We start from the raw sequence: 15,695 nt of genomic DNA, 5'->3' as shown, positions 1-15,695 counted from the left end.
GAAATGGGTCGTGGCGGCATGACAGCGGCGGCCATGGTGTGACATCCGCACTGCCGGCTGTGAGAGGGACGGAATGAAACCGACCGAGAGCGCCGCACCGGTGTCGCGGCTGCAAGGTTTCGTCGGCCTCACGCCCCGGGTGGGGGCCGTCGTCGTGGCGATCGCGACCGTTCAGCTCGCGACCGGCTTCTACCGGACGGTGCAGGACGGTCACGCGCTCTTCCCTGACGGCAGGGCGGGCTGGTCGCTCGCGCTGCTCACCGGAGTCATCGTCGGCCATCTGGTCGCGCTGGGACGCGACCGCTGGTGGGGCGGCACCGGTTCCGGCGCCGCCCTCACCCTGGCCGTGCTGCTCGTCTACGGCTGGGTGCCCGCGGGCCTCGTCAGCCTGGTCGTCGTCGTGCTCGTCGGCACGGCCCGCCGCCACCGCTGGTGGCAGGGGATGCTCCACGGCGCCGTCGACATACTGGGCATCGGCGCCGCCGCGCTCGTCCTCGCCGCCTTCGGCGAGGTGCCGACCGTCGAAAAGCCCTGGCGGCCACTCGACTGGGGTATCGACGCCCTGCCGGAAGTGCTGCTCGCCGCCTCCACCTATCTCCTCGTGACCCGGGTCCTCCTGTGGTATGCCCGGGCCCCGCAGGGCAGCGGACTGCCGACGATCGCCCGCACGGCGCTGCTCCGCCAGGGGCTCGTGGCGGTCGCCCTGCTCGGGATCGCCCCGCTGATCTGTGTCGTCGCGGTGGCCATGCCCGTCCTGCTGCCGCTCTTCGCCGTTCCGCTGATCGCCCTGGACTCCACGCTCTGGATCGCCCGCGCACGGGCCGAGGAGCAGCTGAGGGACCCGCTGACCGGTCTGCCCAACCGGCAATGGCTCCTCGAAAGGACCTGGACGGCGCTGGAGGAGGCCGAGAACGCCGGCTCCCGGTCCGCACTCGTCCTGATCGACCTCGACCGGTTCCGTGCCGTCAACGACACCCTCGGCCATCTGGCCGGGGACCGGCTGCTCCTGCAGATAGCGGACCGGCTGCGCCTCGCCCTGCCCCGTGGTGCGGAGGCGGCGCGGCTGGGCGGCGACGAGTTCGCCGTACTGCTGCCGGCCGCGGACTCCACCACGAGCGCCCAGCGGGTCGCGCGCCATCTGGTCGCGGAGCTGTCGTCGCCGCTCGATCTCGACGGCCTCACGCTGGTGCTGGAGGCGAGCGCCGGGGTCGCCGTCTACCCCGACCACGCACTGGACGCCGAAGGGCTGCTCAGACGCGCGGACGTGGCGATGTACCAGGCCAAACGGGACCGTACGGGCGTCGAGGTGTACGAGTCGAAGCGGGACAGCAACACCCCGGACCGGCTCGGCCTGCTCGGCGACCTGCGGCGCGCCCTCGACGCGGGCGAGGTGGAACTGCACTACCAGCCGAAGGTGCGCTTCGACGGCCAGGTGGCCGGTCTGGAGGCGCTGGTCCGCTGGGTGCACCCGGAGCGCGGCCGGGTCTCCCCGGACGAGTTCATCGCGATCGCCGAATCCTCCGGCCTGATGCCGCACCTCACCGAGTACGTCCTGGAGACGGCGCTGGCCCAGGTCGCCCGCTGGCGGGCCCAGGGGCTGTACGTCCCGGTCGCGGTCAACGTTTCCCCGCGCGACGTCCACACCCCCGGCTTCGCGGGCAGCGTCGCCGCCCGGCTCGCCCGGCACGGCGTCCCGGCCGGCGCCCTTCAGCTGGAGATAACGGAGCACGTCCTGCTGGAGGACCCGCAGCGCGCCGCCGACACCCTCGCCGGGCTGACCGGACACGGTGTGAAGATGTCCCTGGACGACTTCGGCACCGGCTACTCCTCGCTGGTCCATCTGCGGAAGCTGCCCGTCAGCGAACTCAAGATCGACCGTTCGTTCGTCGCCCGGCTGGCCATCGACAACGAGGACGCGGAGATCGTCCGCTGCACCATCGACCTGGCCCATTCGCTCGGCCTGCTGGTCGTGGCGGAGGGCGTCGAGGACGACGAGACCTGGGAGCGGCTGCGGGATCTGCACTGCGACGCGGTGCAGGGCTGGCTGGTGGCGGCCGCGATGCCGCCCCAGGAGACGACGGCCTGGCTGCGGGCGCGCGGCGAGCACGGCTGGCGGCGTCCGGCGGAGCTGGAGGCCGCGGCCAGGGCCGCGGCGGCGGCATCCGCGGCGGGCGGCACGGCCGGGGTTCCCGAGCTGGAGCACCGGCCGACGGGCCGCACGGTGTCGGGACCGGCGACGGCCTGAGCTGCAGCCGGGGAGGAGTCCGTGGGGGTGGGCCGGGAGTGGCCGATGGCCGCTTTGTCCTCGATTGCCGGACGGGCTTGAATCCGTGGCCCGGGCGACCCCATAGGATTGGGCCAAAACCACACACCAAACCCTGAGGATCGCTGCATGCCTGGCATCACGCGCGAGGAGGTCGCCCACCTCGCCCGGCTGGCGCGTCTGGAGCTGAAGGGCGAAGAGCTCGATCACTTCGCCGGTCAGCTCGACGACATCATCGGCGCGGTCGCCCGCGTCTCCGAGGTCGCCGACCAAGACGTACCGCCGACCTCCCACCCGCTGCCGCTGACCAACGTCATGCGCGCGGACGAGGTCCGTCCGTCGCTCACCCCCGCGCAGGCGCTCTCCGGCGCCCCGGCCCAGGAGCAGCAGCGTTTCAAGGTGCCGCAGATCCTGGGGGAGGACTAAAAGTCATGACGGACATCAGCACCATCATCAAGCTGACCGCCGCCGAGATCGCCGAGAAGATCGCTTCCGGTGAGCTCACGGCCGTCGAGGTCACCGAGGCCCACCTGGCCCGGATCGACGCGATCGACGAGAAGGTCCACGCCTTCCTGTACGTCGACCGCGAGGGCGCGCTCGCGCAGGCCCGCGCCGTCGACGCGAAGAAGGCGGCGGGCGAGAAGCTCGGCCCGCTGGCCGGCGTCCCGCTCGCGCTGAAGGACATCTTCACCACCAAGGACATGCCGACCACGGTCGGCTCGAAGATCCTTGAGGGCTGGATCCCGCCGTACGACGCGACGCTCACGCAGAAGCTCAGGGCCGCCGACGTCGTCATCCTCGGCAAGACCAACATGGACGAGTTCGCCATGGGGTCCTCCACCGAGAACAGCGCCTACGGCCCGACCGGCAACCCGTGGGACCTCACCCGGATTCCGGGCGGCTCGGGCGGCGGCTCCTCGGCCGCGCTCGCCTCGTACGAGGCCCCGCTCGCCATCGGCACGGACACCGGCGGTTCCATCCGCCAGCCCGCGTCCGTCACCGGCACCGTCGGCGTCAAGCCCACCTACGGCGGCGTCTCCCGGTACGGCATGGTGGCGTTCTCCAGCTCCCTCGACCAGGGCGGCCCCTGCGCCCGTACGGTCCTGGACGCGGCCCTGCTGCACGAGGTCATCGCCGGGCACGACCCGATGGACTCGACGTCCATCGACGCCCCGGTCCCGCCGGTCGTCGAGGCCGCGCGCAACGGCTCCGTACAGGGCATGCGCGTCGGAGTCGTCAAGCAGTTCGCGGGCGAGGGCTACCAGGCCGGTGTCGTCCAGCGCTTCAACGAGTCGGTCGAGCTGCTGAAGTCGCTCGGCGCCACGATCGTCGAGCTGGACTGCCCGTCCTTCGACCTGGCCCTGTCGGCGTACTACCTGATCGCGCCGTCCGAGTGCTCCTCGAACCTGGCCCGCTTCGACGCCATGCGCTACGGCCTGCGGGTCGGCGACGACGGCACGCGCTCAGCCGAGGACGTCACCGCGCTCACCCGCGAGGCCGGCTTCGGTGACGAGGTCAAGCGCCGCATCATCCTCGGTACGTACGCGCTGAGCTCCGGCTACTACGACGCGTACTACGGCTCGGCCCAGAAGGTCCGTACCCTCATCACCCAGGACTTCGAGAAGGCGTTCGAGCAGGTGGACGTCATCGTCTCGCCGACGACGCCCACCACCGCCTTCCCGATCGGCGAGCGCGCCGACGACCCGATGGCGATGTACCTCGCGGACCTGTGCACCATTCCGACCAACCTCGCTGGCAACTCCGCCATGTCGCTGCCCTGCGGCCTGGCTCCGGAGGACGGCCTGCCGGTCGGGCTCCAGATCATCGCCCCCGCCATGAAGGACGACCGCCTGTACACGGTCGGAGCCGCCGTCGAGGCCGCCTTCGTGGAACAGTGGGGGCACCCGCTGCTTGAGGAGGCACCGTCGCTGTGAGCCCCATGCCCATCAAGGCCAAGGGATTCAAGAATTCAAAGGCCGGTACGTACCTGTCCATCGGCTCAACCGCCTTCGGCGCGATCAGCGTCGTCAAGCAGGCCCGTATGGCCCGCAAGGACAATGACACGCTCCGTCTCGTCGACGCCGCTGTCTCCGCCGCCGCCATCGTCACGGGCCTCGCTCTGCTCTACCGCGAGCTGAAGAAGCTCGGCGACGACGACGTCCTGCTGGGCTGAGAGGGAAAGTTTTCACCGTGACTGTCATCGACCTGGAGTCGTACGAGGACGCCCTCGCGACGTACGACCCCGTCATGGGCCTCGAGGTCCATGTCGAACTCGGCACCAAGACGAAGATGTTCTGCGGCTGCTCCACGGAGCTCAAGCAGGACGCCAACTCGCAGACCTGCCCGGTCTGTCTCGGGCTGCCCGGCGCGCTGCCGGTCGTCAACGAGATCGGCGTCGAGTCCGCGATCAAGATCGGTCTCGCGCTGAACTGCGAGATCGCCGAGTGGTGCCGCTTCGCCCGGAAGAATTACTTCTATCCGGACATGCCGAAGAACTTCCAGACCTCCCAGTACGACGAGCCGATCGCCTTCAACGGCTATCTGGACGTCCAGCTGGAGGACGGCGAGATCTTCCGCGTGCAGATCGAGCGCGCCCACATGGAGGAGGACACCGGCAAGTCGACGCACGTCGGCGGTGCCACCGGCCGTATCCACGGCGCGTCCCACTCCCTGCTCGACTACAACCGCGCGGGCATCCCGCTCATCGAGATCGTCACCAAGCCGATCGAGGGTGCCGGTGCGCGCGCTCCCGAGGTCGCCAAGGCGTACGTCGCCGAGCTCCGCGAGCTCATCAAGGCGCTCGGTGTCTCGGAGGCCCGGATGGAAATGGGGCAGATGCGCTGCGACGTGAACCTGTCGCTGCGGCCCCACGGCCGGGAGGAGTTCGGTACGCGCTCCGAGACGAAGAACGTGAACTCCCTGCGTTCCGTCGAGCGTGCCGCCCGCTTCGAGATCCAGCGCCACGCCGCGGTGCTGAACTCCGGCGGGACGATCGTGCAGGAGACCCGGCACTTCCACGAGGAGGACGGCTCCACCACGGCCGGCCGCATCAAGGACAACGCCGAGGACTACCGCTACTTCCCGGAGCCGGACCTCGTGCCCGTCGCCCCGGCCCGTGAGTGGGTCGAGGAGCTGCGGCGCGGTCTTCCCGAGCTGCCGCGGCTGCGCCGCGCGCGGCTCAAGGAGGAGTGGGGTGTCTCCGAGCACGACATGCAGTCCATCCTCAACGCGGGCGCGGTCGACCTGATCGTGGCCACGACGGAGGCGGGCGCTCCGGCGGACCAGGCCCGCAAGTGGTGGATGGGCGAGCTCGCCCGTAACGCCAACGAGACCGGCCGTGCCCTCGACGAGCTGGGTGTCACACCCGCGCAGGTCGCCAGGGTCGCCGAGCTCGTCTCCAAGGGCGACCTCAACGACAAGCTGGCACGCCAGGTTCTCGAGGGTGTCCTGGCGGGCGAGGGCGACCCGGACGCCGTCGTCGAGAAGCGCGGCCTGAAGGTCGTCTCGGACGAGGGCGCGCTGGGTACGGCCGTGGACGAGGCCATCGCCGCCAACGCGGCCATCGCGGACAAGATCCGCGGCGGCAAGGTCGCGGCGGCGGGCGCACTCGTCGGCGCGGTCATGAAGGCCACGCGCGGCCAGGCGGACGCGGCGCGTGTGCGCGAGCTGATCCTGGAGAAGCTCGGCGTCGACGGCTGACCTTCGGCGTACCGAGGTACGCGAAAGGGGCGGTGCACCCGGATTCCGGGCGCGCCGCCCCTTTCGCGTGTGCCGCCTCCGGCAGCCGTGCCCGGGTGGTGCCGTTTGGACTTTCGGGGGTGGCCTGTTGGACGTTCACCGCTGTGCCGTACGGCGGCCTTCCGGCCGCCACCTCGCTTGGCTAGTTTCCCGCCGTACGACCGATTCGGGAGGCTCACTTGACCACGGACATTTCACGGCGACGGCTCTTCGCCCTCGGGGGCGGCGCGCTCGGCGCAGCGGCAGCCGGATCGTTCCTGCCGCCATCGCTCCAGGCCGCCATCGCCGCGCAGCCCGCCCACCCGGCGGGGTCCGGCGGCGGGCTCGACGACATCAGGCACGTGGTGATCCTGATGCAGGAGAACCGGTCCTTCGACCACTACTTCGGGATGCTGCGCGGTGTACGCGGCTTCGGCGACCGCAACGCCGTCGAACTCCCCTCGGGCAAGCCCGTCTTCGAGCAGCCGGGCCCGCTGGGCACGTCCGTGCTGCCGTTCCCGGTGCGCGGGGCCGCCGAGACGCAGAAGAAGGATCTCCAGTACATCGGCGCGCTCGACCACTCCTGGAGCGGCGGCGGGCGGGCCTGGGCCGGGGGGTGGATGAACGGCTGGGTCACCACGAAGACGGCCGCCACGATGGCGTACTACGACCGCCGTGACATCCCGCTGCACTACGAACTGGCCGACACCTTCACGGTGTGCGACGCCTACCACTCGTCGATCCACACCTCCACCAGCCCCAACCGCAACCACCTGTGGAGCGGGAAGACGGGCTTCGAGGCCAACGGCAAGCGGGCCGTCGGCAACGACGCGTACAACGAGGGCACGCACCCCGGTTACGACTGGAGCACCTACCCGGAGCGGCTGGAGGCCGCGGGCCGGAGCTGGCAGACGTACACCGAGTGGGAGAACTTCACCGACAACCAGATCGAGTTCTTCGCCACGTTCAAGGCCATCGCCCGCAAGGCCCTCGCCAGGACCGGCGGCCACACCTTCATGGAGGCCTTCTACGCGGACGTCCGTGACGCGGACGACGACGCCGAGCGGGAGCGGCTGCTCGGGCTGCTGGAGGAGGGCGTCGCGACCCTCTCCGCGGCGGAGCGGAGCCTCTTCGAGCGGGGGCTGCGGCGGGTGGAGACGGGCACGCTGGCCGACCGGTTCGCGCAGGACGTGGCGGCGGGCACGCTGCCCGAGGTCTCCTATCTGGTGCCGTCGGCCGTGGACTCCGAGCACCCGAGCGTCTCCTCCCCGGTCCACAGCGCCACGATCCTCTACAAGGTGCTCGACGCGCTGGGCCGCCACCCCGAGGTCTGGCGGCACACCGCGGTCTTCATCAACTACGACGAGAACGACGGTTTCTTCGACCACGTCCCGCCCCCGGTCGCGCCGCCCGAGGTGGCCGAGGAGCGCTGGGAGGGCAAGCCCACCGGTCTCGGTGTGCGGGTGCCGCTGCTGGTCGTCTCGCCGTGGACCATCGGCGGCTACGTCTGCTCCGAGGTCTTCGACCACACCTCCGTGATCCGTTTCCTGGAGCGGTGGACCGGCGTGAAGGAGCCGAACATCGGTGACTGGCGGCGTACGGTCACCGGCGATCTCACCTCCGCCTTCGACTTCTCGCGGCGCGGGAGGCAGCCGGAGGTGGACAGGCCGGCGGCGATTCCGGTGTTCAGCGGACGCTGGCAGCCGAAGCCGCCGGCCGTCCAGCGGATGCCCGTACAGGAGGAGGGCACGCGCCCTGCCAGGCCGCTGCCCTACCAGCCGGACGCTCAGGCGTGGGTCACGGACGGCGCGGTGCAGGTGGGGCTCAGCAACACGGGGCGCTCGTCGGCGCACTTCACGCTCTATCCGTACGCCGGTGAGTTCCCCGTCCCGCAGCACCGGGATGTGAGGGGCACGGCGCAATGGACGGTGCCCCTCACCGGGGACGCCTACCGGTTCACGGTCACCGGGCCGAACGGCTTCCGTCGCGAGTTCGCGGGCGTGACCGGGGGAGACGCGGAGGTCGGCTCGCGGCTCGACGCCCGGGAGCGTGATCTCTACCTCACCCTGCGTAACACGGGACGGCAGACGCTGACCTTCACCGTGCGGCCTCTCGGGTACGTCGACGAGGAGGACCTGCGCGGCTGGACCCGGCGCATCACGGTCAAGCCCGGACGCAGCCGTACGGTCGTGCACTCGGCGGCCGACGCGCGTGGCTGGTACGACCTCGCGGTCACGGTCGACGGGGACGCGGCGTTCCGGCGGCGGCTGATGGGCCACATCGAGAACGGCAGGGCGAGCGTTTCGGGCTGAGTGGCTGAGTGGCTGAGTGGCTGAGTGGCTGAGGCCGTGCGGCCGGGTGGGCGGGTGCCGGGACTGGGCGCCCGCCCACCGCCGTCACCAGGGAGGGGGCTTGTAGGGGAAATATCAAGCCCTGTGAGCATGGACACGAATCGGGCAAAGGATCAGGTTTGGCTGTCAGAGTGACAGTTCTCAGGTCATGAGGTCTTTAACGGGAAGTTCCGGTCATCTCCCGACAAGGATCCGCGAACCCTCAGGGAGCTCGTCCGTTGGCTGCCATCGCCCGCTGGTGTCTCAGACACCGGCTCGTCGCCGTCCTCATCTGGCTGTTCGCCCTCGGCGGCGCGGCCACCGCAGCGGGTTTCGCGGGCTCGGCCTACTCCAACGACTACGAGGTGCCCGGCACCGAGTCCGGTCGTGCCACCGCACTCCTGCAACAGGGCTTCACGGACCTCGGCGGTGACACCGACACCGTCGTCTGGCACACCAGCGGCTCCACCGTCCGGGCCACCGACGTCCAGCAGACGATGACCAGGACGCTCCATGCGATCGAGGAGCTGCCCGGGATCGGCGCCGTCACCGGCCCCTACGGCTCGGCGGGCGCCGGACAGATCAGCGCGGACGGCCACACGGCGTACGCCACGGTCACCTTCGACCAGCAGGCCGACGACATCCCGCCGGAGCAGGCGCAGACCCTCGTCGACACCGCGAAGGCGGCGGAGAGCGACGGACTCCGGGTCGAGCTCGGCGGCAGCGCCGTCGCCCTCACCGAAGCACCCTCGGTCCACCTCAGCGAGGCCATCGGGGTGGTCGTCGCCGCGGTCGTCCTCTTCCTCGCCTTCGGCTCGCTCGCCGCGAGCATGCTGCCCATCGCCACCGCACTCGTCTCCGTGGGCACCGCCTACGCGGGCATCGTCCTGCTCGGCCACGTCATGACGGTGGCCGACTTCGCGCCGATGCTCGGCATGCTGATCGGGCTCGGCGTCGGCATCGACTACGCGCTGTTCATCGTCACCCGGCACCGCAGAGGACTACGGCGCGGCCTGTCGGTCACCGATGCGGCACAGAACGCCGTCGCGACGACCGGGCGCGCCGTGGTCTTCGCCGGGGCCACCGTCTGTATCGCGCTCCTCGGCATGCTCATCCTGCGGCTCGGATTCCTCAACGGTGTCGCGATCGCCGCCTCGCTCACCGTCGTACTGACGGTCGCCGCCTCCGTGACCCTGCTGCCCGCGCTGCTCTCCTTCATCGGGATGCGTGCGCTGAGCAGGCGCGAGCGCAGGCAGCTGGCCGAGAGGGGGCCGCAGCCCGAGCCGCCCACCGGCTTCGCCGCCCGCTGGTCCGCCTTCGTCGAACGGCACCCCAAGCTGCTCGGGGCGGTCGCCGCCGTCGTGATGCTGGTCCTGGCCCTGCCCGCCTTCGGGCTGCATCTGGGCACGTCCGACCAGGGAAACAACCCCGCGACGGCCACCACCCGGCAGGCGTACGACCTGCTGGGCGAGGGCTTCGGGCCGGGGGTCAACGGGCCGCTGACGATCGCCGCGCAGCTGGACGGCGCCGACGACCGGCTCGCCCTGGACGCGCTGCCCGCCACGCTGCGCGACACCGAGGGCGTCGCATCGGTCAGCCATGTGACGTACAACAACAGCGGCGATACGGCGTTCGTCACCGTCGTTCCGGACTCGGCGCCGCAGTCGCAGCGGACCAGCGACCTGGTCGACCGGCTGCGGGCGGACGTGCTGCCCGAGACGGTGGACAACACCTCGCTCCAGGCCCATGTGGGCGGAGTGACTGCCAGTTACGACGACTTCGCCGAGATCATCATCGGCAAACTTCCGCTCTTCGTCGGTGTGGTCATCGGCCTCGGCTGTCTGCTACTGCTGCTGGCCTTCCGCTCTCTCGGCATTCCGCTGAAGGCCGCCGCGATGAACGTGGCCGCCGTCGCCTCCTCCTTCGGCGTCGTGGTCGCGATCTTCCAGTGGGGATGGGGGAGCGAGCTGCTGGGGCTCGGCAGCGCGGGTCCGATCGAACCCTTCCTGCCGGTGATCATGGTCTCGGTGCTCTTCGGGCTCTCGATGGACTACCAGGTCTTCCTGGTCGGCAGGATGTACGAGGAGTGGCTGGAGACCGGCGACAACCGGCGGGCGGTCCGCGTCGGACTCGCCGAGACCAGCCGAGTGATCAACTCGGCCGCGGTGATCATGATCTCGGTCTTCCTCGCCTTCGTGCTCAGCGGCGACCGTGTCATCGCGATGTTCGGCATCGCGCTCGCCGTGGCGGTCGCGCTGGACGCGTTCGTCCTGCGCACCCTGCTCGTGCCCGCCCTGATGCACATGCTGGGCGGGGCGAACTGGTGGCTGCCCGGCTGGCTGGACCGGAGACTGCCGCGCATCAGCATCGAACCGCCCGACAGTGGCGTGGATCATGCGAAGATTCCCGGGACGCGTACGAGCGAGGGCGACGGGCCGGTGCCCCGGCCCGTCCGGCCCGAGCCCGCCGAGCCCGTTCACTGAGACCGGAGGAGCACGATGTTCGCGATATCCCTGGGTGACGACGGGGCGGAGCTGCGCCCGCTGGAGCCCTGGCAGGCGCAGGAGTTCCTGAGTCACATGGACCGGGCGCGCGAGCTCGTCGACCCGTGGATTCCCTTCGCCGCGGCCGCGGCCGACCTCGATTCGGCGCGGGCCCTGCTCCAGCGGTACGCGGACAGCCAGGCGGCCGACACCGGACGGCTCTACGGCATCTGGCTGGACGGCACGCTGGTCGGCGGTGTCCTGTTCCGCGTCTTCGACGCCGGGACCGGCAACTGCGAGGTCGGCTGCTGGCTCGAAGCGGGGGCGGAGGGGCGTGGCCTGGTCACCCGGGCGATGCGGAAGCTGATCGACTGGGCGGTCGACGTGCGGGGCATGCACCGGGTGGAGTGGGTCGCCTCCTCCGCCAACACACGCAGTGTCGCGGTCGCGAAGCGGCTCGGGATGACGTGCGACGGCGTGATGCGCGAGCGCTACCTCTACCGGGGGGAGCGGCACGATTCGGAGATCTGGGCCGTCCTGGCGCCGGAATGGCGTGCTCAGCGCGGCTGAGGGCCGGGCGGGGACGGAACGTTAAGAGGGTTCTCATCCGGGACCCCTAGCGTGCGGCGCATGAACACCTCCACCTCCAAGACCTCCACCGCTCCCGCCGTCGATGACGACCGCGAGGAGAAGACGGCGACGGACGAGAGCGCCGTGAAGGACACGAAGGACACGAAGGACACCGCCGGGGCCTCCGCAGCCGCCGGCACCGGACCGGCCGTGGGCGACGACGTGAACGACGACGCGGACGGCGACGACACGGACCTGGAGCTCGACGCGTACGCCGAGGCCGAGGCGGCGTCCGCTGCCGGGCTCGGCGCGGGCGCGGCGGCCGTCGTCGCCGCCGGGCTCGGCATCGTCTCGCTGACCGGCGCCTGGACCGGCCGGGTCGCCGCCGAGCGGGAGACCCTGATCGGCCAGATCAAGACCTCCGGCGGTGGCAGCGCGGCCCAGCAGATCTCCGAGATCTACGGGGACGCCTGGCACACCACCGCCCTGGTCAACGGGCTGTTCGCCCTGCTCGCCCTCCTCGTCGGCGTCTTCGTCCTCGTACGCCCCGCCTTCGGTGCGCCCGCCGAGCGCCCGCAGCCCGGCTGGATCCGTGCCGTCGCCCTGGCCGGTGTCGTACTCGGCGTACTCGGCGTACTGATCTCCGCCGGCATGTACTTCGACCTGCTCGTCTCGCTGCCCAGCGCGGCTTCCACGACCGGCGGCTGACCCTGCCCCTGAGGCACCGGCCGGAGCCGCAGCATGGCCCCGCGCCCGGTGTCCTGGTACGCGACCCGTGCCCGGACTCCCCCGAAGACGGCTCGTCACCGTCTCCCTAGGGCATCCGCCCCGCCGGGGCCCGGGACATACGGCATCGGCCGCGCCCGTCTAAGGCGCCCGCCCCGCAGAGATGCGGCACTCGCCCGATGCGGCGACACCCCCTGGCGAACGACAGTTGGTGCACGGCCGGAACCGGCCCCCGGCCACCGGCCGGTCAGGCCCCCACAGGCCGTCACCACCAGGGAGAGAGCCATGTACGCGTACGAACTCCACCAGCTCCGGTCCGCCGAACTGATCCGCCAGGCCGAAGCACAGCGCACCGTACGGCAGGCGGCGCTCGCCCGTCGTGCGGCGCGGCGTACCGGACGGAACGACACCGAGGGGCGGGTGAGCGCGGACCCGAGCCACTTCGTCCACGCCGCGTAGCGATGGCGGCACGCCTTCCGGCCGCCGTGGCATCGGACTTCTGTGCGATGCTCGGCGACGTGGAGAACAAGTCCGTCAGCCCCGCGTTCATCGGCCGCGACGACGAGCTCGCCCTGCTCACCGACGCGCTCGTACGAGCCTCGGACGGCGAGCCGCAGGCGCTGCTCATCGGCGGAGAGGCGGGTGTCGGCAAGACCCGTCTGGTCGAGGAGTTCCTCACGGTGGCCGACCGCCGCGAGGCCGTCGTCGCCGTCGGCGGCTGCGTCGAGATCGGCGCGGACGGACTGCCGTTCGCCCCGTTCGCCGCGGCGCTGCGCGCCTTGCGCCGCACCCTGCCGGACGAGCTGGCCGAGGCGCTGGCGGGCCAGGAGGGCGAACTGGCCCCGCTGTTGCCCGAACTCGGCGAAGCCGGCCGCGAGCCGAACGACGAGCACGGCACCGCCCGCCTCTTCGAACTCACCGCCCGGCTCCTCGAACGCCTCTCCGTCACCCGCACCCTCGTCCTCGTGCTGGAGGACCTGCACTGGGCGGACGCCTCCACCCGGCACCTCCTCGCCTACCTCTTCCGTACCCTGCGCAACGGCCGCATCACGGTCGTCGGCACCTACCGCGCCGACGATATCCACCGCCGCCACCCCCTGCGCCCGCTCCTCGCGGAGATGGACCGGCTCCGCGCCGTCCACCGCGTCGAACTCGCCCGCTTCACCCGGGCCGAGGTCGGCCGCCAGCTCACCGGGATCCTCGCGGCGACCCCCGAGGCCGCTCTCGTCGACGAGATCTTCGACCGCTCGGACGGAAACGCCTTCTTCGTCGAGGAGCTCGCCCGCAGCCTCGAATGCTGTGGCGACAGCTCCGGACTCTCCGACTCCCTGCGCGACCTGCTCCTCGTACGGGTCGAAGCCCTGTCCGACGACGCCCAGAAGATCGCGAGGATCGTCGCCGAGGGCGGCTCCACCGTCGAGCACGAACTGCTCGCCGCCGTCGCCGGACTGACCGATGACGACCTCATCGAGGCGCTGCGCACCGCCGTCGGCGCGAACCTGCTGCTCCCCGCGCCGGACACCGGCGGCTACCGCTTCCGGCACTCCCTGGTCCGCGAGGCGGTCAGCGACGACCTGCTGCCCGGCGAGCGCTCCCGCCTCAACCGCCGTTACGCCGAGGCCCTGGAAGCCGACCCCACGCTCGTCCGCGACGACGAACGCGCCACCCGCCTCGCCAGCTACTGGTACGCGGCCCGCGACGCCGCGAAGGCGCTGCCCGCCGTGCTCAAGGCCTCCGTCGAGGCCCGCCGCCGCTACGCCCACTCCGAGCAGTTCCGTCTGCTGGAACGGGCCATGGAGCTCTGGGACGACGTCCCCGAAGACGTACGCGGCACCCTGCGCCCCCTCGACTACGCGGAGGTCTACCCGGCCTGCGAAGGCGACCCGGGGACCGCCCCGCTCAGCTACCTGGACCTCATGGCGGAAGCCACCGTCGCCGCCCGCTTCGGGGGCGACCGTGAAAGGGCCCTGGCCATCTCCAAGAAGGCCATGAGGGTCCTGGACGGAGAGGACGACCCGCTGCGTGCCGCCTGGTTCTGGGTGCAGCGCTCCCGCCTGATGCAGGACCTCACGCGCGGCGACGGCCGCGAGGAACTGGCCATCGCCCAGGACCTGGTCCGTGGACTGCCCCCGTCCGCCGTGCACGCCGACGTCCTCACCAGCGTCGCCAGCTGGGGAGCCCTGCACCGGCCCGGCGCCGAGACACTCGCCGCGGCCGACCGCGCCGTGGAGTACGCGCGGCTCGTCGGCGACGAGCACATCGAGCTGTACGCCCGTCTCACCCGGGGCTGGCTCACCGCAGACGCCGGCAGCGTGGACGAAGGCATAGCCGAGCTGTACGCCGTCCGCGACCGGGCCGAGGAACTGCACCTGGTCGGAATCATGGGCCGCGCGAGCATCAACCTCCCCTCCACACTCGAATCCATGGGCCGCTCCCTGGAAGCCGTGGCCGCCGCGGACCACGGAATCGAGGTCTGCCACAGCCACGGCATCGCCGACACCGAGGCCTGGGTCCGCTCCAACCAGTCGCAGTCCTACTTCTCCCTCGGGTACTGGGACGAGAGCGGGAGGGCCGCCGACGCGGCCGCCCTGATCGCCCGCTCCCGCAAGGCCCGCGGACTCATCGCCGCCCGCCGGACCGAACTCGCGCTCGCCCGCGGCGACTACGCCGAGGCGGAAGGACAACTGGCCCTCACCCGGCGCCATTTCGGCCAGCTCGATCCGCAGCCCCAGCACCTGATCACCCCCGCCCGTCACACCCTGGCCCTTGCCGCACAGCAGGGCCGCCTCCCCGACGCACGGGCCGCGTTCCGGACGCAGGCCGAGCTCGGCTTTCCACCGGGCACCCAGCGCTACGCCCTGCCGCTCCTCCACGTCGCCGCGGCGACGGAGGCCGACGCACGTGGCCTGCCCGCCGCAGACCCAGGCCGTCCCGCGATCCTGGAGCTGATCCGCACCCACCTCAAGAGCCTGCCGATGCTCGTTCCCGTATGGGCCGCCTACGGCGTGCTCGTCGAAGCCGAACTCGCCCGCGCGGAAGGGGCCGACACCCCCGGTCACTGGTCCCGGGCCGCGACCGCGTTCGCTCCGCTCCAGCGGCCCTACGAGCTGGCCCAGATCAGCCACCGCTGGGCGGAAGCCCTCCTAACCGTCGAGGGCGACCGGGCGTCCGCGACCCCGCTGCTGCGCGAGGCCCACGCCGCCGCCGTGCGGCTCGGAGCACGGCCGCTCACCGAGACCATCGAGCTGCTGGCCGGCCGCGCCCGTATCGCGCTCACCCCTGCCGAGCGGACCCCCGAGCCGCAGATCCACCCCGCCGTACTCGTCCCGGCCGCGGACGGCGCGGCCGCCGAGGGGCAGGACCCGGCCGCGGCCGCCGTCGAGTCCTTCGGGCTGACGCCGCGTGAGCGGGATGTGCACCGGCTGGTGGCCGCCGGTCACACCAACCGAAAGATCGCCGAGGAGCTGTACATCTCGCCAAAGACGGCGAGCGTGCACGTCTCCAACATCCTTGCCAAGCTGGGGGTGTCCAGCCGAGGCGAGGCGGCTGCCCTCGCGCACCGCCTGCGGCTCTACCCGGCGCGGTGACGTGGTGGCCGGACGCCCC

At 71.4% G+C, this 15,695-nt stretch carries 11 protein-coding genes; all 11 read left to right on the top strand.

Annotated elements, in window-relative coordinates; translation table 11 throughout:
• The first annotated feature begins 73 nt into the window (after positions 1-73).
• The 11 genes from AC07FA_RS29370 (at position 74) to AC07FA_RS29320 (ending at position 15,676) form a co-directional block, all read left to right on the top strand.
• The gene (locus tag AC07FA_RS29370; protein WP_479079313.1) at positions 74-2,245 is read left to right on the top strand and encodes a putative bifunctional diguanylate cyclase/phosphodiesterase; all 2,172 of its coding nucleotides are present in this window, start codon (positions 74-76) and stop codon (positions 2,243-2,245) included.
• Between the two features lie 147 nt (positions 2,246-2,392).
• Positions 2,393-2,689, top strand: coding sequence for an Asp-tRNA(Asn)/Glu-tRNA(Gln) amidotransferase subunit GatC (gatC, locus tag AC07FA_RS29365; protein ID WP_003966094.1), 297 nt, complete (start codon positions 2,393-2,395; stop codon positions 2,687-2,689).
• Between the two features lie 5 nt (positions 2,690-2,694).
• Positions 2,695-4,197: an Asp-tRNA(Asn)/Glu-tRNA(Gln) amidotransferase subunit GatA gene (gene gatA / locus AC07FA_RS29360; protein WP_479079312.1), complete on the top strand. Its 1,503-nt coding sequence runs from the start codon at positions 2,695-2,697 to the stop codon at positions 4,195-4,197.
• Positions 4,198-4,202: 5 nt separating this feature from the next.
• On the top strand, positions 4,203-4,436 hold the full coding sequence (locus AC07FA_RS29355) for a hypothetical protein (RefSeq protein WP_069926802.1): 234 nt from the start codon (positions 4,203-4,205) through the stop codon (positions 4,434-4,436).
• 17 nt (positions 4,437-4,453) lie between these two features.
• The gene (gatB, locus tag AC07FA_RS29350) at positions 4,454-5,962 is read left to right on the top strand and encodes an Asp-tRNA(Asn)/Glu-tRNA(Gln) amidotransferase subunit GatB (RefSeq protein WP_479079311.1); all 1,509 of its coding nucleotides are present in this window, start codon (positions 4,454-4,456) and stop codon (positions 5,960-5,962) included.
• A 218-nt stretch (positions 5,963-6,180) separates the two neighbouring features.
• Positions 6,181-8,292, top strand: coding sequence for a phosphocholine-specific phospholipase C (locus AC07FA_RS29345; protein WP_479079310.1), 2,112 nt, complete (start codon positions 6,181-6,183; stop codon positions 8,290-8,292).
• A gap of 257 nt (positions 8,293-8,549) precedes the next feature.
• Positions 8,550-10,793, top strand: coding sequence for an MMPL family transporter (locus AC07FA_RS29340; RefSeq protein ID WP_479079309.1), 2,244 nt, complete (start codon positions 8,550-8,552; stop codon positions 10,791-10,793).
• A gap of 15 nt (positions 10,794-10,808) precedes the next feature.
• Positions 10,809-11,363 carry a GNAT family N-acetyltransferase gene (locus tag AC07FA_RS29335; RefSeq protein WP_479079308.1) on the top strand — a complete coding sequence of 185 codons (555 nt, stop codon included), beginning with the start codon at positions 10,809-10,811 and terminating at the stop codon, positions 11,361-11,363.
• Positions 11,364-11,423: 60 nt separating this feature from the next.
• The gene (locus AC07FA_RS29330) at positions 11,424-12,071 is read left to right on the top strand and encodes a hypothetical protein (RefSeq protein ID WP_479079307.1); all 648 of its coding nucleotides are present in this window, start codon (positions 11,424-11,426) and stop codon (positions 12,069-12,071) included.
• 303 nt (positions 12,072-12,374) lie between these two features.
• The gene (locus tag AC07FA_RS29325; protein ID WP_479079306.1) at positions 12,375-12,548 is read left to right on the top strand and encodes a hypothetical protein; all 174 of its coding nucleotides are present in this window, start codon (positions 12,375-12,377) and stop codon (positions 12,546-12,548) included.
• A gap of 47 nt (positions 12,549-12,595) precedes the next feature.
• A complete protein-coding gene (locus tag AC07FA_RS29320; protein ID WP_479079371.1) occupies positions 12,596-15,676 on the top strand; it encodes a helix-turn-helix transcriptional regulator in 3,081 nt (1,026 codons plus the stop codon).
• Positions 15,677-15,695 lie beyond the last annotated feature (19 nt).

The sequence above is a fragment of the Streptomyces sp. NPDC045968 genome, assembly GCF_056430475.1.
Note: the sequence above shows the minus strand (reverse complement) of the source record. Positions and strands in the feature narration are given on the sequence as shown.